The sequence below is a fragment of the Marmoricola sp. OAE513 genome (assembly GCF_040546585.1).
Taxonomy (GTDB): domain Bacteria; phylum Actinomycetota; class Actinomycetes; order Propionibacteriales; family Nocardioidaceae; genus Marmoricola.
The window spans coordinates 2,198,568-2,219,276 of record NZ_JBEPOC010000001.1 but is presented as its reverse complement, the minus strand read 5'-3'; the positions used below and the strand labels follow the sequence as shown (position 1 = coordinate 2,219,276).

Below are 20,709 nucleotides of genomic sequence, written 5' to 3'. Positions count from 1 at the left end.
CCTCAACGGGTCAGCAGTCGATGCCGCCGATCTTCGCCAGGCCCTGGAGATCGCCGGGACCGAACCCGAGCCGTCCGACGTTGTCCTCGTTCATCAGCTCGCCGGGGTCGTCGACGTGCGCGAGGCCGAGCAGGTGCCCGAACTCGTGCAGCAGGATCGCCAGCTCCTCCCGGCGACCCGCCGGCGAGTCGTGGATGTCGGCGAAGTCGTCGACGTCCAGCGTGATGCCGCCGGTGACGTAGCGCTCGGTGCCGTTGCCGTCGGGGAAGGAGACGCTGCCCCCGACGCCTGCGACGTCGCCGGCCAACGCCTCGACCTCCTCGGAGTCGGCCCAGCTGACCAGCACCGGGGAGGTCCGCACCTGGCCCATGATCACCGGCACGGTCTCGGCCTCCCACTGCGGTCGGCGCGACGTCGTGCCCTGGTAGTCGAAGCGCAGCCCGCTGGCCTGCTCGACGACCTCCATCGCCTGCTGGACCAGCGCGAGGCTCTTCGGGGGCGCACCCTGCGGGTTCACCCGGATCGCGATCCGCTCGCACGGCGAGTAGCCGACCGGGGTGTTCCGGTCACCCGGCTGGGTCGCGAGGAACTCGTAAGGACCGGTACCGGTGGGAGTCGGCGGCAGGGCCACCCGCTCGGGGCCGATCCCGAGCAGGTCCTGCACCCGCTGGGGCAGCAAAGACGGTACGACGGCGACCATGCCGACCAGTGCGACGGCAGCGACCACCAGGGCGATCAGGCCGGTGCGGTCGACGGAGCGGCCGCGTGCTGGTTCTCCGTAGGACACTCCTGAAGCCTACGGATCAGTCGAGGACCCGGACCGACCCGACCTCGTAGAGCCGCATCGCGAACGCGATCGCGGCCGGCGTCAGGTTCTCGACCGGCACCAGCAGCAACAGGCGCCCAGCGTCGTGGACGGCGGCGACGTTCCCGTGCAGCCAGGCCGACCAGACCTCGTCGTGGTAGCTCGTCAGGACCTCGGTCCCGTCCCACGTCGCGACAGCGACGGGCTCGTGCAGATCGATCATGTCGACCCCTCCCCAGGTCTCGACAGCCGCGTCGTTGCGGCGTATCCCCCAGATCGGCCGCGGCGGGCCGGATCTGTGTCAATAGTACCCAAATACTCATTTCGGACATACGGAAGCCGATCATTTTCGCGCAACCAGGAAGGTTCTACCGAAGGCACAAGGAGGTGCCATGAACGAGAAGCGAACCCCGAGGGACGTTTTCGTCCTCTCCGGCGGAGCCGCGCGCGGCGCGGTGCAGGTCGGGATGATGCAGACCCTGATCGAAGCGGGCATCAAGCCTGTCGGTCTCGTCGGCACCTCCGTCGGCGCCCTCAATGCCGCCTTCGTCGGCTGGCACCCCGACAACGACCGGGTCCACGACCTCGCCGAGCGCTGGTTGCGCCTGACGACCCGGGACATCTTCCCGGGCGGGAACTGGACCCGGTTGGCGCACCTCGCCCAGCGCCACGCCTACCTGTTCTCCTCCGACGCACTCCGGTCCCTGGTCCGGGCATGGATCCCGACCACCCGCCTGGAGGACCTCGGTACGCCGGTGCGGGTCACCACCACGCCGCTGGCCAGCTCCGCGGCCTGCTACCACGACGAGGGGCCGATCGAGCAGCTGCTGCTGGCCTCGGCCGCCGTGCCCGGGGTGTTCGCTCCGGTGGTGCTCACCGACGACCAGGGCCGGCGTACGACGCACGTCGACGGCGGGGTCGCCGACCTCGTCCCGGTCGCCGGCGTGAAGGACTTCAACCCGACCCGGGTGTTCGTGCTCGACGCCACCGTCCCGGCGCGCCTGCCGCACGCCCGGACCCCGATCGAGATCGTCGTCGCGAGCCTCGGGGTCGCGATGCGGGTGCGCCCGGCGCCGGACCTCGGCGAGGGCGTCGAGGTGCACCACCTCACGGCTCCGGACCTGGGCACGGGCATGACCGATTTCTCGCGGACCGCCGACCACCTGGCCCTGGGGCGGCGCGTCGCCGCGGCTCTGGTCGACGGGCTCGACGACACCGCGGCTCCCGGACGCCGGCCGAGGTGGCGTTTCGGTCGGGCCGCCTAGGTCGGGCCGCCTAGATCGAGCGCGACGGTCCCACCGGGTATTGAATGGGGCCATGACGGTCCACTACGAAGCAGCCGACGGAGTCGCCGTCGTCACCATCGACCGCCCGGAGGCGCGCAACGCCGTCGACGGGCCGACCGCCCGGGCTCTCGCCGACGCGTTCCGCGCGTTCGACGCCGACGCGTCGCTGTCGGTCGCGATCCTCACCGGTGCAGGCGGCACGTTCTGCGCCGGGGCCGACCTGAAGGCACTCCCGACCGAACGAGCCAACCGCCTCGCGCCGGAGGGGGACGGACCGATGGGCCCCTCGAGGATGCGGTTGTCGAAGCCGGTGATCGCCGCTGTCGAGGGCTACGCCGTCGCCGGCGGTATCGAGCTCGCCCTCTGGTGCGACCTGCGGGTGGCCGCCGAGGACGCCGTGTTCGGCGTGTTCTGCCGGCGTTGGGGGGTGCCTCTGATCGACGGCGGCACGATCCGGCTCACCCGGTTGATCGGGGAGTCGCGTGCGATGGACCTGATCCTGACCGGACGGCCGGTCGACGCCGTCGAAGCCCATGCCATCGGCCTCGCGAACCGGGTCGCACCGTCGGGCGGCGCGCTCGCTGCGGCCCGGGAGCTGGCTGCTCAGATCGCCTCCTTCCCGCAGGCTTGCGTCCGGTCGGACCGCGCGAGCGCTCGCGAGCAGTGGGCGCTCGACGAGCCCGACGCGCTGCTGAACGAGTACGAGCACGGGCTCGGCGTCCTGCACGAGGCTCTCGAGGGGGCGGCTCGGTTCGCCGGTGGAGCCGGGAGGCACGGCAGCTTCGGGGACGCCTGACGCACGAAAAGCACCGGAACCCGACGCCTGAGCGGCGTCGGGTCCGGAAAGAGCTGGGTACTGCTGCTGAGCGGTGGCTCGAAGATCAGTCGGCTGCGCCGCGCTGCGTCGGGATGACGCCGCCCAGGAGCTCCTTGACCTCGGCCTCGCGGTAACGACGGTGACCGCCGAGCGTGCGGATGGCGCTCAACTTGCCGGCCTTGGCCCACCGGGTGACGGTCTTCGGGTCAACGCGGAACATCGCGGCAACCTCTGCAGGCGTCAGCAGGGTCTCGGTTTCGGAGTTGTGCTGCATCGTGGGGCCCCTTGTCTGGGTGTTTCAAATGCTTGACGACAGAATGAGCATGACACTCACGGCAACTCGTGTAAAGCCGACCAAACGGACATCGCCCTCACGGTCTAGACCGCGGCACAAATCGGGCAGACCGCGCGTAACCAGCCGCGCCTCTGATCGTAGGAGGCGCGCACCCGCGCCCCTCAGCCCGGCGAGCGGAGTCCCGGAGGCATCTGGGCATGCAGGAAGAACCCGAGGGAACAACCAGGCAGATCGACCCGGTCAGTCGCGCGAGGACGACGGCGAGTAGTCCGCCCAGTCGTCGTACGGGTCGGTGTCCGCAGAGGAGGAGTCCGAGGACGAGGAACCGGAGTCCCCGTGCAGCTCGTTCGCCAGTGCGCTGAAGTCGGTCTCGTGCGTCTGATACTTCAGATCGCGAGCAACTTTGGTCTGCTTTGCCTTAGCTCGGCCGCGTCCCATTGGGTCGACCCCCTCGCACACAGGGCCGGCGCACGGTGGCTGCCGGCTGGTTTCGTCATCTCGTGTAGGTAACCGTACCTGGCCCGGTGGCATTCCTGCACATGGGTTCAGCAACTGAGCGGGCGAGCCCGCCCACTTCTGCTACCGGCGGCCCTCGCTCCGCCCCTAGGCGTAGTCGTTGACCAGGCGTACGACACCGGCGTCCTCAGCGTTCTCCGCGGCAGCCACGGCTCCCGCGACCCAAGCCTCGATGCCGTACCCGGCGAGGATCTCGATCGCCGCGTCGACGTCGTCGGCCGGCGTGAGCGCGACCATGCCGACGCCGCAGTTCAGGGTCTTCTCCAGGTCGGGGCGCTCCACGTTCCCGGTCTCCGCGACCAGCGAGAAGATCGGCGGGAGCGACCAGGTCGACCGGTCCAGGGTCACCGTCACCTCGGGGGGAAGCACCCGCTCCAGGTTCGCGGCCAGGCCACCACCGGTGATGTGCGACATCGCGTGCGTGCCCGTTCCGCGAGCCAGGTCCAGGCAGGCCTTGGCGTAGATCCGGGTCGGCTCGAGGAGCTCCTCGCCCAGCGTGCGGCCGAGGTCGTCGACGTGCTCGGTCAGGCTGCGGCCGGCCGTGTTCAGCAGCACGTGCCGCACCAACGAGTAGCCGTTGGAGTGCAGACCGCTCGACGCCATCGCGATCGCGACGTCACCGGGGCGGACCAGGGTGGAGCCGAGCAGGTTCGCAGCGTCGACGACACCGGTCGCAGCGCCCGCGACGTCGTACTCGTCGGGGGCGAGAAGACCCGGGTGCTCGGCGGTCTCGCCGCCGGAGAGCGCGCACCCGGCGAGGACGCACGCCTCGGCGATGCCCTGGACGATCGCAGCGATCCGCTCCGGCACGACCTTGCCGGTGGCGATGTAGTCCGTCATGAACAGCGGCTCGGCGCCGCAGACGACGAGGTCGTCGACGACCATGCCGACGAGGTCGTGGCCGATCGTGTCGTGCTTGTCGAGTGCCTGCGCGATCGCCACCTTGGTGCCGACGCCGTCGGTCGAGGTCGCCAGGATCGGCCGCTCGTAGGACTTCAGCGCGCTGGCGTCGAAGAGACCGGCGAAGCCGCCGATGCCGCCGAGCATCTCAGGACGACGGGCCTTCTCGATCCAGACCTTCATCAGCTCGACGGCCTTGTCGCCCGCCTCGATCGAGACGCCGGCCGCTTCGTAAGTGGACATCAGTTCTGCTTTCTTGTTCAGGCGTCTCGACAAGCTCGACGACCGGCTACGGCCGGTCGAGGGCGTCGGTGGCACCGCCGCCGGCCAGCGAGGCTGCCAGCCCGTCGACGTCGAGCGCGCGGTCGGGGATCACCGCCGCGACCTCGAGCAGGTTCTTGCCGAGCAGCTCGGGCTCGGGCAGCTCGATCGGGTAGTTCCCGTCGAAGCACGCGCGGCAGAGGCTCTTCGACGGAACGGTGGTCGCCTCGACCAGCTCGTCGAGCGAGATGTAGGCCAGCGAGTCCGCACCGATCGAGGCGCAGATCTCGTCGGTCGAGAGACCGTTGGCGATCAGCTCCGCTCGGGTCGCGAAGTCGATCCCGTAGAAGCACGGCCACTTCACCGGGGGGCTGGAGATCCGGACGTGCACCTCGCGGGCGCCTGCTTCGCGGAGCATCCGGATCAGAGCGCGCTGGGTGTTGCCGCGGACGATCGAGTCGTCGACGACCACCAGGCGCTTGCCCTCGATCACGTCGCGCAAGGGGTTCAGCTTGAGCCGGATGCCGAGCTGGCGAATCGTCTGGCTGGGCTGGATGAACGTACGACCGACGTAGGAGTTCTTGACCAGACCGACGCCGTACGGAATCCCGCTGGCCTCGGCGAAGCCGATGGCCGACGGCGTGCCCGACTCGGGCACCGGGATCACGAGGTCCGCGTCGGCGGGGTAGGAACGGGCGAGCTTGCGACCGATCTCCACCCGGACGCTGTGCACCCGCTGGTTGGAGATCCGGGTGTCGGGGCGGGCCAGGTAGACGAATTCGAAGAGGCAACCCTTGGGGTCGGCCTCGGCGAAGCGGCGGGTGCGCAGTCCGTCCTCGTCGACGGCGATCATCTCGCCGGGCTCGACCTCACGGACGTAGGAGGCGCCGACGATGTCGAGAGCGGCGGTCTCCGAGGCCACCACCCAGCCGCGTTCCAGCCGGCCGAGCACGAGCGGGCGGACACCCTGGGGGTCGCGGGCGGCGTACAGGGTGCCCTCGTCCATCCAGACGAAGCAGTAGGCGCCCTTGACCTGCGGCAGCAGCTCGGCGGCGCGGTCCTCCAGCGACTGGTCCGGGTGGTGGGCCAGCAGCGCGGTCACCAGCGAGGTGTCGTTGGTGCTGGTCTCCAGGTTGCGGGCGTGGATGTCGAGCTCGCCGTCGTCGCTCGGCAGGTCCGCGACCATCTTGGCGAGGTCGCTGGTGTTGGTCAGGTTGCCGTTGTGGCCCAGCGCGATCGAACCGTGCGCGGTCGGCCGGAAGGTCGGTTGCGCGTTGTGCCAGGTGCTGGCGCCCGTGGTCGAGTAGCGCGCGTGACCGATGGCCAGGTGACCCTTGAGCGAGGACAGCGTCGACTCGTCGAAGACCTGCGAGACCAGACCCATGTCCTTGTAGACCAGGATCTGGCGGCCGTTGCTGACCGCGATGCCGGCCGACTCCTGGCCGCGGTGCTGCAGCGCGTAGATGCCGTAGTAGGCGAGCTTGGCGACTTCCTCGCCCGGCGCCCAGACGCCGAAGACGCCGCAGGCGTCCTGGGGTCCGCGGTCGTTCGGATCGATCTCGTTGGTCAGAAGTCCATCCCCGCGGGCCACGGGCCGAATCTTACCGGGTCAGCGAGGCCAAGTTGGCCAGCAGCAGCGTTTCCGCGAGACAGACCTTCTCGAACTCGGCGAGGTGCAGACCCTCGTTGGCGCCGTGGGCCCGGGTGTCCGGATCCTCGACACCGGTGACGAGCACACTGGCGGCCGGGAACGCTTCCAGGAACTCGGCGATGAACGGGATCGAGCCGCCCACTCCCATGTCCACCGGACTGACCCCGTCCCAGGCTTCGGTGAACGCGTCCCGCGCGATGTCGTACGCCGGTCCGTCCGCGTCGATCGCGGTGGCCTCGCCGGTGTCGACGACGGTCATCGTCAGCTCCGCGCCCCAGGCGATGTGCTTCTCCAGGTGCGCCCTCAGGCACGCGGCGGCGTTCGTGGTCGTGTCCCCGGGCGCGATGCGCAAGGAGATCCGTGCGCTCGCCGCCGGGACCAGGGTGTTGCTCGCGCCGAACACCTTCGGGGCGTCCAGACCGGTGATGCTCAGCGCCGGTTTGGTCCAGAGCCGCTCGACGATCGGCCCGGACCCGATCCAGCGGATCCCCGGGACTGCGCCGGACTCGGCGCGCAGCCGCTCCTCGGGGTACTCGACGTCGTCCGCGGGGCCGGCGTGCAGGCCCTCGATGACGACGTTGCCCTCGTCGTCGTGCAGGCTGGCGATCAGCCGTGCCAGGGTCATCAGGGAGTCCGGGACCAGGCCGCCCCACATGCCCGAGTGCACCGCGTGCGTCAGGGTGCGGACCTCGACGTCCATCCGGACCAGGCCGCGCAGGCTGGTGGTCAGCGCCGGGACCCCGATGTCCCAGTTGCCGCTGTCGGCGATCACGATCACGTCGGAGGCGAGAGCCTCCTTCTCCTGGGCGAGCAACGCCGGCAACGAGTCGGAGCCGACCTCCTCCTCGCCCTCGATGAACATCGTCACGCCGATCGCGAGGTCCTCGCCGAGCGCACGGATCGCGGCGAGGTGCGCCATGATCCCGGCCTTGTCGTCGGCAGCCCCCCGGCCGTAGAGACGACCGTCCCGCTCGGTCGGCTCCCACGGCGGGGAGTCCCACTCCGCGTGGTCGTTCTCCGGCTGCACGTCGTGGTGGGCGTAGAGCAGGATCGTCGGGGCTCCGGCGGGGCCGGGCTTGTGTGCGATCACCGCCGGGGCGGAACCTTCCTCGGCACGCGCGATCCGGGACTCGAAGCCCTCGGCGGCGAACAGCTCGCGGACCGCCTCGGCACTGCGCTCGACCTCGTCGAGGCGCTCGGGGTCGGCACTGACCGACTGGATCCGGACCAGGTCCTCGAGATCGCGACGGACTCCCGGGAGCACGCCGGCGACGCGGTCGCGCAGTTCTGCGGTTTCCATGCCGTCCACCCTACGGGCGACCGGACGTAAGGAACCTCGGGCCCCGGGCGTCCCCAGACGTGCTGCCCGACGAGACCGGACGATCCTCGACCCGACCGGTGCTCCGCAGTGCCGCCGCCCGGATCGCCGCGTTCGGGCCGCAGGTCCTGGCCACCTTCGCCGTGACGCGGCTGATCGTCGAGCAGTACGGCGTGGACACCTACAGCTCGTTCGCGCTCGCCCTGACCCTGATCGCACTGGCCCCGATGAACGGGCTCGGCGTCGGTGCTGCCGTGACCGACGCGATCGCCGTCGACGGCGTCACGAGCGACCGCGCGCGCCGGGTGCTGCTCACCTCGGCACGGGTGCTCGCCTGCTCCGGTCTGGTGACCGCGCTCGTCGCGCTGGTCCTCACGGCGGTCGGGGCCTGGCCGACGCTGCTCGGCCGCGGTGCCGGCCCGGGGTGGGCATTCGGGGCGGCGCTCGCCGTCTACGCGCTGGCGTTCGTGCCGGGGCTGGGCGCCGACGTGCTGCTGGGCGTGCACCGCAACCACGCGGCAGTCGCTGCTCAGGCCCTGACGGCCCCGCTCGTGCTCGGCCTCGTCGCGATCCTCGTCCTCACCGGCGCTCCGACGGGTTGGGTGCTGATCACCCCTGCGGCAGCACTGGTCGGGTCCAACCTCGTCACGGCCGTCCTGGCCGGCCGGGCCGCGGGCATCTCCTGGTGGCCGGTGCTCGGAGCACTACCGCGCCGGCGGCGGCACCCGGGCGCACGCATCCTTGCCGTCTCGGGGCCGATGCTGGTCGTCTCGGTCACGGGCCAGGTCGGCATGCAGCTCGACCGCGTCGTCGTCAGCCATCTGGCCGGCCCTGGCGCGGTCGCGGCGTACTCGTTGACCGTGCAGGTCTTCGCACCGGCGATGGCGCTGGCAGCGGCTGCCGGCCCACCGCTCTGGCCGGTGTTCACCGAGGCGCGGGCGCGCCACGAGCCGGGCCCACCGATCGGAAGACTGGTCGCCGGGTTCTCCGCGGCGGCCGCGCTCGGCGGCGTTCTCCTGGTGCTGCTGTCCGAGCCGGTCGCCGCGGTCGTCTCGGACCGTCGGATCACCGTCGGGCTCGAGCTGCCCCTCGCTGCCGCCGCCCTGCTGGTCGCGCTGTCCGCCTCAGCGCCGGTGGTGGCGAGCATGATGGACGCCGCCGGCCTCCGGCTTCTGGCGATCGCGGGAGTCCTCGGGCTAGTCGGCAACCTGACGCTGTCGTGGTGGCTGGCCCACCAGATCGGTCCGGCAGGCCCCCTGTGGGCCAGCGCCGTGGTGGTCACGCTCATGACGGCGCCGTTCCTGCTGCGCACCCGCAGCCTCCAGCGGTACCGCGGACGACACCGGAGCAGGCCGACCGAGCTCCCGTGAACAGATCGCCCCGGGGAGGGTCGGGTTGACCGGCTGCGGTGGCGCTCGCTGGGTAGGGTGCATACGGCCACGCGGTCCGACACCGGAAGGGGACCGCCGCGGAACACGGGACGGGGGACGCAGTGACGCAGGAACCGCCCGACCCCGAGAGCGCTTCCGAGTCGGCTCCACAACCGCCCGGGCGCGAGCTTCCCAAGTACAACGCTCTCGAGGACCTCCCCGAGATCGACCCCGACAGGTCGCTCCTGAGCGACGAGGACCTGTCCTGGGTCGACGAGCCGGGGCTGAGCGACGAGGAGATCGAACGTCGACGGGAGCGCCGGGAGGAGCGCCGCAGGAAGGTGCACCGGCGCCGCCGCAACAAGCGGCTGCTCAAGGCGGCCGGCGTCCTGTTCGCCACCTTCGTGGTCCTCTTCGCGTTCTGGTTCTACTGGACGTTCAACGGTCTCGAGCGGATGCCGGCCAGCGCGGGCCAGGCAGGTCTGGACACCCCGGGCACCAACATCCTGCTGGTCGGCGTCAACCCCGAGGAGCCGGACGAGCAGAAGATCCCCGGCCGCGGCTGGCCCCAGGCCTTCGCCGCCAGCGACATGGTGATGGTGCTGCACCTGACCCGCGACAACGACGCGATGTACGTCTTCTCCATCCCCGGCGACAGCCTGCTCCCGATCCCGGCCGACGGTGCCCAGCCGGCCGTCCAGGGCAAGCTCGAGGACGCCTTCAGGCGCGGCGGTCAGGAGCTGTACGTGAAGACCGTCGAGCAGTTCACCGGCGCACAGATGGACCGCGTCGCGGTGCTCAACCTCAACGCCCTGCGCGACATCACCGACGACGTCGGCGGCGTGATCATGGACGTCCCGGTCGCCGCCTGCAACATCCCGGCGGGGCCGCGACGGTTCAACGGTGCCCAGAGTCTCCAGTACGTCGCGCTGCAGAAGTGCTTCGGCGGCTCCGACCTCGACCGGGTGCAGCGGCAGCAGGGACTGCTGCGCGCGTTGATGCGCGGCGCCATCGACAACGGCTCGGCCGCGAACCCCTTCACGATCAGCAAGCTGCTCAAGGCCACGGCGAGCAACTTGACGCTGGAGAAGGACTTCTCCTACCTGAGCATGTTCGGCCAGACCTTTTCGATGCGGGGCCTGCGATCGAGCAGCACGGCGTTCATCACCGTCCCGTACGCCGAGGACCCGTTCGCTGGCGGCGCGGACACGATCACCCTGGACCCGGACAAGGACGCCGAGCTGTGGGACGCGATGCGCCGCGACAGGGTCGGCGAGTACCTCAACCTCAACAAGGACGTCACCGTCCGCTGACGGGTTCGCCGATCAGGTCAGCGGCAGGTACTCCGAGAGGTCGGTGCGCTCGCCCGAGGCACGCACCTTGCCGGACTCGACGGCCTCGGCCCAGCTGAGCTCGCCGGTGGCCACGGCGAGCCAGGTGTCCGGGTCGGTCTCGACGACCGCCCGCGGGGTGCCCCGGGTGTGCCGCCCGCCCTCGACGGCCTGCACGGCGCCGTACGGCGGCACCCTGACCTCGACCGAGTAGCCCGGCGCCTTCTCGGCGAGCCGGGCGAGGTACAGCTTGGTGAGCTGCTTGGGGGTCAGGTCGTCCGACATCAGGCCAGGACGGCGGGGAGGGTCGCGGACCAGGCGGCGCGGACCTCGCTCAGCGGCAGCGTGAACTGGCCGTCGACCTCGACGGCGTCCCCACCGGTCACCCCGAGGGCCGTCGCAGGCACGCCGTGCTGCGCGGCCAGCTGCTGCAGCTTCTCCGCGTCGGCGGAGTCGACGGTGACGACGACACGGCCGGCGGACTCCGCGAACAGGGCCACGAACGGATCTCCCGTCAGCGTGGCGATGATGCCGACGTCGTTGCGCAGCGCCGACTCGACCAGCGTCTGCGCGAGCCCGCCGTCGGAGACGTCGTGCGCCGAGGTGAGCAGTCCGACGCCCTCGGCGAGAAGCTCGGCCAGGGCCTTCTCCGCCGCCAGGTCGACCTTCGGCGGCGTGCCGCCCAGGTGGCCGTGGACGACGTGCGCCCACTCCGATCCCGACAGCTCCTCGCGGGTCTCCCCGAGCAGGAACGCGACCTGACCGGGCGCAACGAAGCCGGTCGGCGTACGGCGGGTGACGTCCTCGATGACGCCGAGGACGGCGACCACCGGCGTCGGCAGGATGGCGGTCTCCCCGGTCTGGTTGTAGAGGCTGACGTTGCCGCCGGTGACCGGGATGCCGAGCTCGAGGCAGGCGTCCTTCAGGCCGCGGCAGGCCTCGGCGAACTGCCACATCACGTCGGGGTCCTCCGGCGAGCCGAAGTTGAGGCAGTCGCTGATCGCGAGCGGGCGGGCGCCACCGGTGGCGACGTTGCGGTAGGACTCGGCCAGCGCGAGCTGGGCGCCGGTGTACGGGTCGAGCTTGGCGAACCGACCGTTGCAGTCGGTCGAGACCGCGACACCGAGGTTGGTCTCCTCGTCGATCCGGATCATCCCGGAGTCCGACGGCTGTGCCAGCACGGTGTTGCCCTGGACGTACCGGTCGTACTGGTCGGTGATCCAGGACTTGTCGCAGAGGTTCGGGCTGGCCGCCAGGCGCAGAACGGTCTCGCGGAGCTCCTCGCCGGTGGTCGGCCGCGGCAGCGCCTCGGCGCCGTCGGCCTGGAGTGCGTCCTGCCAGGACGGGCGGGCGAAGGGTCGCTGGTACGTCGGGCCGTCGTGGGCCACCGAGCGCGGCGGCACGTCGACGACGGTCTCGCCGTGCCAGTCGATGATCAGCCGGTCGCCGTCGGTGACCTCGCCGACCACCACGGCCTCGACGTCCCACTTCTCGCAGATGGCCAGGAAAGCCTCGATGTCGGACGGTTCCACGACCGCCATCATCCGCTCCTGCGACTCGCTCATCAGGATCTCCTCCGGCGCGAGCGTGGAGTCGCGCAGGGGGACCCGGTCGAGCTCGACGTGCATGCCGCCGTCACCGGCCGAGGCAAGCTCGGAGGTCGCGCAGGACAGGCCCGCGCCGCCGAGGTCCTGGATGCCGGCGACCAGGCCGGCGGCGAAGATCTCCAGGGTGCACTCGATGAGCAGCTTCTCCATGAACGGGTCACCGACCTGGACGCTCGGACGCTTGGCCGGGCCGTCCGCGTCGAACGTCTCGCTGGCGAGGACCGAGACACCGCCGATGCCGTCGCCGCCGGTCCGGGCGCCGTACAGGACGACGAGGTTGCCGACGCCCGACGCCTTGGCCAGGTGCAGGTCCTCGTGCCGCAGGACGCCGACGCACAGCGCGTTCACCAGCGGGTTGCCGAGATAGGTCTCGTCGAACACGGCCTCGCCGCCGATGTTCGGCAGGCCGAGGCAGTTGCCGTAGCCGCCGACGCCGGCCACGATCCCGGGCAGCACCCGGGCGGTGTCGGGGGCGTCCAGCGGGCCGAAGCGGAGCGGGTCCATCACGGCGACCGGGCGGGCACCCATCGCGAGGATGTCGCGGACGATGCCGCCGATCCCGGTCGCAGCACCCTGGTAGGGCTCGACGAACGACGGGTGGTTGTGCGACTCGACCTTGAAGGTGACGGCGTAGCCCTGGCCGACGTCGAGGACGCCGGCGTTCTCGCCGATGCCGGCCAGCATCTTGCCGACCGGGGTCTCCTGGGGGATCTCGGAGAACTGCTTGAGGTGCACCTTCGTGGACTTGTACGAGCAGTGCTCGGACCACATCACCGAGTACATCGCGAGCTCGGAGCTGGTCGGTCGGCGCCCGAGGATTTCGCGGATCTCGGCGTACTCGTCGGGCTTGAGGCCCAGGTCGGCCCAGGGCTGCTCCCGGTCGGGGTCGGAGGAGGCGACGGCGACGGTGTCGAGAGTGCTCACGGGGGCAAATCTACTGGGTGCGCGGCCCGCTCCGGCGCCCGCGTCCAGCCGTGAAACCGAGGGTCCGGACCTGCGCGTTCCACTGTGACTGAAGTGACGGATGAGGTTATCGTCTTCTGAATACCCTAGGAGAGCCGTCTTGCCTTCCCCTCATGACACAGCCCCTCTCGGCCCAGCTCGCGACACCGCACCGAGGCGCGTGCGCCGCGCGGTGACCGCGCTGCTGGTCTCGACCCTGGTCGCCGCCGGCGCGATCGTCGCGGTGACCACCTTCCGGCCCGACCCCGAGAACACCGCGTCGGCGACCAACCCGATCACGCCGGGCAACTTCACCGGGTACGGGTTCGACCAGTGCGAGGCCCCGAGCCAGGCGAAGATGACCGCCTGGCGGAAGAGCTCGCCGTTCCGCGCCGCCGGCATCTACATCTCGGGCTCGCTGCGGTACTGCCAGAAGCAGACCTACCTGACGCCGACCTGGGTCTCCACCCAGCTGGCAGCCGGCTGGAAGCTGCTGCCGATCCACCTCGGCGCCCAGGCCTCCTGCACCACCCGGGACCGCTACCAGAAGAACAAGATCAGCTCGAGCTCCACCGATGACTACGCCAAGGCGCGAGCCCAGGGACGGTCCGAGGCGAAGATCGCAGTGGCCGCCGCCCAGCGTCTGGGGATCGTCCCGAAGAGCACGATCTACTACGACCTCGAGGCGTTCAACCCCAAGATCGCCAGCTGCAAGTGGTCCTCGCTGTGGTTCCTCGCGGCGTGGACCAACCAGCTGCACAGCCTCGGCTACGTCTCGGGCGTGTACTCCAGCGCGGCCTCGGGGATGAAGGTCCTCGACGATGCTCGCGTGACGCCCGGCAACCGGATCGCCCTGCCCGACCAGATCTGGATCGCGGACTGGAACAACAAGGCCGACGTGAAGTCGACCTACATCCGGTCCGACGGCTGGCCGGGGGCTCGAATCCACCAGTACCAGGGAGGCCACAACGAGAAGTGGGGCGGCGTCACCATCAACATCGACCGCAACTACCTCGACCTCCGCAACCAGGCGACGACTCCCCCACCGGTCACCACGCCGGAGGGCTCGACGTCCTACGACCCGAAGTGCACGACGGCCTCGATCAACCGCACCTCCTACCGGTCACCCACGCCGACCACCCGACCGGACATGATCATCCCGATGCAGTGCCTGCTCAAGCAGCGCGGCTTCTACCCCGGAGCGGTCAGCGGGCACTGGGGCTCGAAGACCACCAAGGCAGTGGCCGCCTTCCAGGCGAAGGTGAAGCACCCGGTGAAGAAGAAGTTCACCCGCTCCGACTGGGTGGCGATCCACTCCGCCGGAAGCGCGCGCAAGACGCTGAAGCCGGGTGTGCGCGGGGCCGACGTCATCCGGGCGCAGCGTGCCCTGAACGCCGCGACCAGCGCGAAGCTGAAGGTGACCGGGATCTACGACGCCGCCACCCAGAGGGCGGCGGCGGCGTACCAGCGCAAGAACGGGATCAAGCCGACCGAGGGCATCATCGCCAGGCTGACCTGGACCTCGCTGGGGAAGGGCATCTGGTAGCCCGGTAGTCGAGCCGGCCCGGTGGTCGAGACTGTCGAGACCCGGTCAGACGGACACTGAGCCCAGCGAGGTGAAGAAGCCGAGCCCGTCGGTGCCGGGACCGCACAGATCCTCGATCGCGTGCTCGGGGTGCGGCATCAGACCGACGACGTTGCCCGCCTCGTTGCTGATCCCGGCGATCGCACGCTGCGAGCCGTTCGGGTTGCCGACGTACCGGGCGACGACCCGACCTTCGGCCTCGAGCATGTCCAGGGTCTTCTCGTCGGCGACGAAGGATCCCTCACCGTTCTTGAGCACGATGGTGACCTCCTGGCCGACCTCGTACGACGAGGTCCAGGCGGTCCTGTTGTTCTCGATGACCAGGGTCTGGTCGAGGCACCCGAACTTGCGGTGGTCGTTGCGGATCAGCGCGCCGGGGAGCAGGTGCGACTCGCAGAGGATCTGGAAGCCGTTGCAGATGCCGAGCACCGGCATCCCACCCTTGGCCGCGTCGATGACCTCGGTCATCACGGGCGCGAAGCGGGCGATCGCGCCGCAGCGCAGGTAGTCGCCGTAGGAGAACCCGCCAGGAAGCAGGACCGCGTCCACGCCCTTCAGGTCGTGGTCACCGTGCCACAGCGCAACGGCCTCGTTGCCGCCCAGGCGAACCGCACGACGCGCGTCGGCGTCGTCGAGGGAACCGGGGAAGGTGACGACTCCGACCTTCATGCCTGGACCGACACTGCGTAGTCCTCGATCACCGGGTTGGAGAGCAGCTTCTCGGCCATCTCGTTGATCTCGGCGAGGCGCGCGTCCGTGATCTCACCCTCGATCTCGAGCTCGAAGCGCTTGCCCTGACGGACTTCGGTGACTCCGTCGAACCCGAGCCGTGGCAGAGCGCCGAGAACGGCCTTGCCCTGGGGGTCGAGGATCTCGGGCTTGGGCATGACGTCGACGACGACACGGGCCACGGGGCAACTCCTGGGATGCGGGAAGACGACGCGCTCAGTCTAGAGGCACTCCGAGCGGGACCGACGCCGCGTCTCGACAGCTCGACGACCGGGTCAGGTAAGGCTGGCCGCGTACCGCGGCCACATCCCGGCGGCGTACCGGCGCCAGAAGAAACCGACCACCGGCAGCACCTGCCGCGCCAACGGATTGGTGGGGTGGATCTTCCAGCTCCAGGTCACCCGGGTCGCGTCGCCCTCGGGGACGAAGGTGAACTGCCCCTCGACCTTGGCGACCAGGGCCTTCATCGGACCGGTGAAGTCGCTGAGCTGGTAGCGGTAGCTGCCCGGGCGGGAGTACTCGACGAGCGTCTCCAGGTTGCTCGAGCCGTCCTGCAGCACGACGGTCCGGGTCTTGCCGACGGCGTCCCAGCCGCCGTCCTGCCCCGTGCACTCCTTGATCGGTGGGATCACGCCGGCGCGCTCGGTGAACAAGGTCTCCAGCGGAGCGTCCAGCACGCCGGTGAAGGCGGCGTCGAGCGACGCCGGGACGACCGTGGAGAAGCTGAGCAGGTACGGAGACGTCATCGGGACTCCTGGCTGAGGTGGACGGGCGTCGCCAGACTACCGAGTTCCCGAGCTGCTAACCGGCCGTGTTCGTGCTCGGGTTGTAGGCGCAGTCGTCCTTGGTGTTGCTGCCCTTGCTCGGCGACTTGCTCGTGTTGGCGGTGCCGTTCGTCGGCGTACCGGTCGGGGTCCCGGCCGCCTTCTTCGCCGGACGCAGCGCGGCCTTGACGGCGGCGTGCACGAACTCGAAGTCCGGGGCGTTCGGGTCGAAGTCGGCGCTGCGCTCGAAACCGACGGACTTCATCGGCTTGCCCTTGACCAGGGTGGCGAGGTCGACGAACGCGGAGAGCAGCTCCTGCGGGATGTCGGTGCGCACGATCTGCTTGGAGGCCTTGGCCAGCTTGGTGTAGCGGGTGAGCATCTTCGTCGGACTCGCCTCGGCGGCGATCGCGTTGATCGCGCAGCGCTGCCGCTCCATCCGCTTGTAGTCCGTGGAGCCGTAGCGACCGCGGGTGTACCAGAGCGCGTTGAAGCCGTTGAGCCGCTGGTTCGGACCGGGCTCCAGGTAGTCGTCCGGGAGGATGTGCGCGTCGGTGTTGCCGCCGATCGGCACCCGCTCGTTGATGTTGACGGTGATGCCGCCCATCGCGTCGACGAGCTTCGAGAAGCCGGACAGGTTGACCAGCACGTAGTAGTCGACCGGGATGCCGAGCGCGCCGGCGACGGCCAGCTTGATCGCGTCGGCTCCCTCGTTCGCGGTCTTCCCGAGGACGCCCGGGTGCACCGCGGGCACGTTGCGGTAGACCGCGTTGAGGAAGAACTCGGCGTTGTTCGGGGTGCCGTCGGTGAAGCCGTTCGGGTAGAGCTCGGCCAGCTTCGAACCCGGCTGGAACGGCACGTTCTGCAGGTTGCGCGGCAGGCTGAACAGGACCGTCTTGCCGGTCTTGGTGTTGATGCTCGCCAGCATCACCGAGTCGGTGCGCACACCGGGCCGGTGGATCGAGCCGTCGCCACCGAGCAGCAGCACGTTGACCCGCTTGCGGTTGCCCCAGGGGTTCTCCTTGGTGACGTCGGGCGTCGTGGCACTGCCGCCGTCGTCGGGGAACACCTTGAGGATCAGGTCGCGCTGCACCGCGGCGACGTAGCCGGCGTACGCCATCGGGGCGGTGACCGCACCGCACATGACGACCACGAGGAACGCGCCACCGAGCCGCGCGGCCGAGCTGACCACGTCGGCCCGGTTGCGGGCGTAGGTGCGGAGGATGAAGACGACCCACATCAGCCAGACGATCCCGATGGCGAGCACCAGCATCATCAGCTGGTCGGGGTCGAGGAACAGGTCGATGGTCTTCCGCGAGGCGACCTTGACCAGGACGAACGCGCCGATCCCGAGCACCACGGCCGGGCCGAGGGTCGCCAGCAGCGCACGCTTCAGTGCCCGCCCGACCTGGTCGGGTCGGGTCGCCTTGTGCCGTCCCCGGTGCTGGGGGACGTGCTCGGAGTCCCAGGACACGCGCAAGAGCCTAAGTGGAACTTCCAAGCCGTATGACCGGTTGGGCTCAATCCCCGTGGGTAATGTGACGAATTCGGCGTCCCGAAGGGTCTCCGGGAACCCCGGTCAGTCGACCAGCTCGCGTTTGAGGATCTTGCCCGTCGCGGTCATCGGCAGGGCGTCGACGAAGGTCACGATGCGCGGGTACTTGTAGTTGGCCATCTGGTCCTTGCCCCAGGCGACGAGCTCCTCCTCGGTGACGGCAGCGCCGGCGTTGCGGATCACGAACGCCCTCACCTCCTCGCCGTGCGACTCGTGCGGGACGCCGACGACGGCGGCCAGCGAGACGTCCGGGTGGGTCATCAGGACCTCTTCGATCTCGCGCGGGTACACGTTGAACCCGCCGCGGATGATCATGTCCTTGGACCGGTCGACGATGTAGTAGAAACCGTCCTCGTCGCGCCGGGCGAGGTCGCCGGAGCGGAACCAGCCGTCCTTGATCGCCTCGGCGGTCGCCTCGGGGCGACCGTAGTAGCCCTTCATGATGTTGTGACCCTTGATCGCGATCTCGCCGATCTCCCCGGTCTCGGTGACCTCGTTCCAGTCGTCGTCGATCAGCTTGACCTCGACCCCCCAGATCGGGACGCCGATCGAACCGGGGCGAGGGTCCTGGTCGGGGTCGCTGAAGGTCGCGACCGGCGAGGTCTCCGAGAGCCCGTAGCCCTCGAGGATGGTCACGCCGAGCTTGTCCTTGACCTGGGTGATGATCTCGACGGGCAGGCTCGCCCCACCCGATGCGCCGATCCGCAGGTTGCGCGCGATCCGCTCGACGTCGACGCTGCCCCCGGCGGCATCGAGAGCTGCGAGCAGCCCCCACCACATCGTCGGGACGCCGGCGAAGAAGGTGACGTCCTCCTTCTGCATCAGGCCGATCACCTGCTCGGCGTCGAAGCGTGGGACCAGCAGCAGGGTCGCCGCCGAGGCGAAGCCGGCGTGCATCTGGACCGTCGCACCGAAGGTGTGGAACAGCGGCAGGGTGAGCACGTGGGTGTCGCTGGCCGGCAGGTTGCCGAAGAGCCGGTTCATCGTCAGCACGTTCATCATCGTGTTCGAGTGGCTGAGCTCGGCGCCCTTGGCCTGGCCCGTGGTGCCCGAGGTGAACAGGATGATCGCGGTGTCGCTCGGCTCGGTGACCACCGCGTCGAAGACCGGCGACTTGCCGGCGAGCGCCTCACCGAGCGTCTCGGTGCCCTCGATCGAGGACGGAGCCGACGGGTCGGCCATGATCATGAAGAAGTGCTCGAGGCCCTTGCCGTCGGCTTGGGCAGCGAGGAATCCGGCATGGCCTTCGGCGCCGATTGCGAGGTCGGGGGTGCCCTGGAAGCAGAAGTACGCCTTCACGTCCGCATCGCCGAGGTGGTAGGCCACCTCGCGACCCTTGAGCAGGACGTTCAGCGGGACGACGACCGCGCCGGCCTTGAGGATGCCGTAGTAGACGATCGGGAAGTAGGGCAGGTTCGGGCAGCTCAGGGCGACCTTGTCACCGGGCTTGATCCCGCGCTCGACGAGCAGGTTCGCGACCTGGTTCGCGGCGCCGTTCACCTGGGCGTAGGTCAGCCGGGTGTCACCCAGCACCAGGGCGTCGCGGTCGGGGTGGTTGCGGGCGGAGTCCTCGAGCAGGATCGACAGATTCAGCATGCGGCCAACCTACTGGCCCGAGGCACGACCGAGAAGGATCCGCGCGGCCCTCTTCAGGTCCGACCGGATCGCGTACGGCGCCACCGCCGTGACCACCCGGCCCACCAGTGGCGCACGGACGACGGCCTCGGCGCGCACCTCGCAGCCGACAGCCGTCTCCTCGAAGGTCAGCGTGAGCTCGGCAGTGACACCGCGCCAGGTGCCGCGCTCGGTCCAGGTGTGCGGTCGGTCGAGGACCGTCGTCTCCATCGCCGGTCTCAGCCCCGGGGACGTGACGTCGATCCAGGTCTGCCCGACGGACGGGACCTCGGGGCGTACCTGCTCGACCCGACGCAGGGACGACTGCCAGAGCGGTCGGTTCGCGGGGTCGACGAGGAAGTCGAAGGCCACCTCCGCCGGGACGGGGAAAGAGGTCGGGTCAGCGCTCATCCGGACCCCGCCTCCTCAGAACTTCTCGCCGGTGAGGATCTCGTACGCCTCGACGTACCGCGCACGGGTGTGGTCGATGACGCTCTGCGGCAGCGCCGGCGGTCGCTCTCCCGACGCCTTGTCCCACCCGCTCTCGGCAGAGGTGAGCCAGTTCCGCACGATCTGCTTGTCGTACGACGGTTGCGCGCGGCCCGGCAGCCACTCGGCGGCCGGCCAGTAGCGACTGGAGTCCGGGGTGAGGACCTCGTCGGCCAGCACGATCTCCCCGGTGGTCGAGCCTGTCGGGACCCGCGAACCGAACTCGAACTTCGTGTCGGCCAGGATGATGCCACGCTCGCGGGCGATGTCGTCGGCCCGGCGGTAGATCGCCAGGGTCAGCTCGCGCAGTGCCGCGGCGGTGTCGGCACCGACCGCAGCGACAACTGCGTCGTAGGAGACGTTCTCGTCGTGGTCGCCCACCTGGGCCTTGCTCGCCGGGGTGAAGATGGCCGCGGGGAGGCGGCTGCCGTCCTCGAGCCCAGCCGGCAGCGCGATCCCGCACACCTCACCGGTGGCGTTGTAGTCGAGGAGACCCGAACCGGTCAGGTACCCGCGCGCGACGCACTCGACCGGGTACATCGCGAGCTCCTCGCAGTAGACCGCACGATCCCGCACGACGTCGGGGACGTCGGTCGAGACGATGTGGTTCGGGGCGAGGTCGGCGAGCTGCTCGAACCACCACAACGACATCCGGGTCAGGATCGCGCCCTTGTCCGGGATGGTGCTGTCGAGGACGTAGTCGTAGGCGGAGATGCGGTCGCTGGCGACCATGAGCAGGCGTCCGGCGTACGGGCCCTCGGTCATCCGGTAGAGGTCCCGGACCTTCCCCGAGTGCAGGTGCACGGCACCGTCGATCGCCGGCGCTTCAGGGATGTTCAGGTCTCCGCTCACGAGAGGAGGGTAGCGAGAGGAA

The 20,709-nt window shown here is 69.9% G+C and carries 21 protein-coding genes; 5 read left to right on the top strand and 16 right to left on the bottom strand.

The features are described 5' to 3' along the window. Nucleotides 1-10: 10 nt before the first annotated feature. Both ABIE44_RS11120 and ABIE44_RS11115 read right to left on the bottom strand, forming a co-directional pair. The gene (locus tag ABIE44_RS11120; RefSeq protein WP_209718056.1) at nucleotides 11-787 is read right to left on the bottom strand and encodes a matrixin family metalloprotease; all 777 of its coding nucleotides are present in this window, start codon (nucleotides 785-787) and stop codon (nucleotides 11-13) included. 16 nt (nucleotides 788-803) lie between these two features. Further along, entirely contained in the window at nucleotides 804-1,028 is a 225-nt protein-coding gene (locus ABIE44_RS11115) for a hypothetical protein (protein ID WP_209718059.1), read from the bottom strand. Nucleotides 1,029-1,197: 169 nt separating this feature from the next. On the opposite strand from ABIE44_RS11115, the gene ABIE44_RS11110 reads away from it, so the two are divergent. Further along, nucleotides 1,198-2,070: a patatin-like phospholipase family protein gene (locus tag ABIE44_RS11110; protein ID WP_209718062.1), complete on the top strand. Its 873-nt coding sequence runs from the start codon at nucleotides 1,198-1,200 to the stop codon at nucleotides 2,068-2,070. Nucleotides 2,071-2,122: 52 nt separating this feature from the next. After that, complete coding sequence (locus ABIE44_RS11105) at nucleotides 2,123-2,887, top strand: crotonase/enoyl-CoA hydratase family protein (RefSeq protein WP_209718065.1); 765 nt, start codon at nucleotides 2,123-2,125, stop codon at nucleotides 2,885-2,887. A gap of 85 nt (nucleotides 2,888-2,972) precedes the next feature. On the opposite strand, the gene ABIE44_RS11100 is transcribed toward ABIE44_RS11105, so the two are convergent. From ABIE44_RS11100 to ABIE44_RS11080, 5 genes are all read right to left on the bottom strand, one after another. Then, the gene (locus ABIE44_RS11100) at nucleotides 2,973-3,182 is read right to left on the bottom strand and encodes a BldC family transcriptional regulator (RefSeq protein ID WP_123229164.1); all 210 of its coding nucleotides are present in this window, start codon (nucleotides 3,180-3,182) and stop codon (nucleotides 2,973-2,975) included. Between the two features lie 261 nt (nucleotides 3,183-3,443). Then, complete coding sequence (locus tag ABIE44_RS11095; RefSeq protein WP_209718068.1) at nucleotides 3,444-3,641, bottom strand: DUF3073 domain-containing protein; 198 nt, start codon at nucleotides 3,639-3,641, stop codon at nucleotides 3,444-3,446. Nucleotides 3,642-3,806: 165 nt separating this feature from the next. Next, nucleotides 3,807-4,862 carry a phosphoribosylformylglycinamidine cyclo-ligase gene (gene purM, locus ABIE44_RS11090; protein ID WP_209718081.1) on the bottom strand — a complete coding sequence of 352 codons (1,056 nt, stop codon included), beginning with the start codon at nucleotides 4,860-4,862 and terminating at the stop codon, nucleotides 3,807-3,809. Nucleotides 4,863-4,908: 46 nt separating this feature from the next. Then, nucleotides 4,909-6,471, bottom strand: a complete 1,563-nt coding sequence (purF, locus tag ABIE44_RS11085; RefSeq protein WP_209718085.1) for an amidophosphoribosyltransferase — start codon at nucleotides 6,469-6,471, stop codon at nucleotides 4,909-4,911. 10 nt (nucleotides 6,472-6,481) lie between these two features. Continuing rightward, nucleotides 6,482-7,831: a dipeptidase gene (locus ABIE44_RS11080; protein WP_209718088.1), complete on the bottom strand. Its 1,350-nt coding sequence runs from the start codon at nucleotides 7,829-7,831 to the stop codon at nucleotides 6,482-6,484. A 98-nt stretch (nucleotides 7,832-7,929) separates the two neighbouring features. Between ABIE44_RS11080 and ABIE44_RS11075 the strand changes: the two genes are divergently transcribed. After that, a complete protein-coding gene (locus tag ABIE44_RS11075; protein ID WP_209718105.1) occupies nucleotides 7,930-9,219 on the top strand; it encodes an oligosaccharide flippase family protein in 1,290 nt (429 codons plus the stop codon). Nucleotides 9,220-9,341: 122 nt separating this feature from the next. Further along, complete coding sequence (locus ABIE44_RS11070) at nucleotides 9,342-10,532, top strand: LCP family protein (protein ID WP_209718108.1); 1,191 nt, start codon at nucleotides 9,342-9,344, stop codon at nucleotides 10,530-10,532. Nucleotides 10,533-10,544: 12 nt separating this feature from the next. Here ABIE44_RS11070 and ABIE44_RS11065 read toward each other — a convergent pair whose 3' ends face one another. Together ABIE44_RS11065 and purL are read right to left on the bottom strand one after the other, a co-directional pair. Next, nucleotides 10,545-10,835 carry a sterol carrier family protein gene (locus ABIE44_RS11065; RefSeq protein ID WP_209718111.1) on the bottom strand — a complete coding sequence of 97 codons (291 nt, stop codon included), beginning with the start codon at nucleotides 10,833-10,835 and terminating at the stop codon, nucleotides 10,545-10,547. After that, nucleotides 10,835-13,081: a phosphoribosylformylglycinamidine synthase subunit PurL gene (gene purL, locus ABIE44_RS11060; protein WP_209718114.1), complete on the bottom strand. Its 2,247-nt coding sequence runs from the start codon at nucleotides 13,079-13,081 to the stop codon at nucleotides 10,835-10,837. The genes ABIE44_RS11065 and purL overlap by 1 nt, the downstream gene beginning before the upstream one ends. Nucleotides 13,082-13,280: 199 nt before the next feature. Here purL and ABIE44_RS11055 point away from each other — a divergent pair, with 199 nt between their 5' ends. Then, nucleotides 13,281-14,645 (top strand): glycoside hydrolase domain-containing protein, encoded by a 1,365-nt coding sequence (locus tag ABIE44_RS11055; RefSeq protein ID WP_209718117.1) that lies wholly within the window; start codon nucleotides 13,281-13,283, stop codon nucleotides 14,643-14,645. Nucleotides 14,646-14,690: 45 nt separating this feature from the next. On the opposite strand, the gene purQ is transcribed toward ABIE44_RS11055, so the two are convergent. The 7 genes from purQ to ABIE44_RS11020 form a co-directional block, all read right to left on the bottom strand. Next, entirely contained in the window at nucleotides 14,691-15,353 is a 663-nt protein-coding gene (purQ, locus tag ABIE44_RS11050) for a phosphoribosylformylglycinamidine synthase subunit PurQ (RefSeq protein WP_209718120.1), read from the bottom strand. After that, nucleotides 15,350-15,595 carry a phosphoribosylformylglycinamidine synthase subunit PurS gene (purS, locus tag ABIE44_RS11045; RefSeq protein ID WP_209718135.1) on the bottom strand — a complete coding sequence of 82 codons (246 nt, stop codon included), beginning with the start codon at nucleotides 15,593-15,595 and terminating at the stop codon, nucleotides 15,350-15,352. The genes purQ and purS overlap by 4 nt, the downstream gene beginning before the upstream one ends. 93 nt (nucleotides 15,596-15,688) lie before the next feature. Further along, nucleotides 15,689-16,159 carry an SRPBCC family protein gene (locus tag ABIE44_RS11040; protein ID WP_209718139.1) on the bottom strand — a complete coding sequence of 157 codons (471 nt, stop codon included), beginning with the start codon at nucleotides 16,157-16,159 and terminating at the stop codon, nucleotides 15,689-15,691. A gap of 55 nt (nucleotides 16,160-16,214) precedes the next feature. Next, a complete protein-coding gene (locus ABIE44_RS11035) occupies nucleotides 16,215-17,651 on the bottom strand; it encodes an LCP family protein (RefSeq protein WP_209718143.1) in 1,437 nt (478 codons plus the stop codon). A gap of 105 nt (nucleotides 17,652-17,756) precedes the next feature. Then, the gene (locus ABIE44_RS11030; RefSeq protein ID WP_209718146.1) at nucleotides 17,757-19,328 is read right to left on the bottom strand and encodes a long-chain-fatty-acid--CoA ligase; all 1,572 of its coding nucleotides are present in this window, start codon (nucleotides 19,326-19,328) and stop codon (nucleotides 17,757-17,759) included. A 9-nt stretch (nucleotides 19,329-19,337) separates the two neighbouring features. Continuing rightward, nucleotides 19,338-19,757 (bottom strand): SRPBCC family protein, encoded by a 420-nt coding sequence (locus ABIE44_RS11025; RefSeq protein ID WP_209718149.1) that lies wholly within the window; start codon nucleotides 19,755-19,757, stop codon nucleotides 19,338-19,340. 15 nt (nucleotides 19,758-19,772) lie between these two features. After that, the gene (locus tag ABIE44_RS11020; protein WP_354438008.1) at nucleotides 19,773-20,687 is read right to left on the bottom strand and encodes a phosphoribosylaminoimidazolesuccinocarboxamide synthase; all 915 of its coding nucleotides are present in this window, start codon (nucleotides 20,685-20,687) and stop codon (nucleotides 19,773-19,775) included. Between the last annotated feature and the right edge of the window lie 22 nt (nucleotides 20,688-20,709).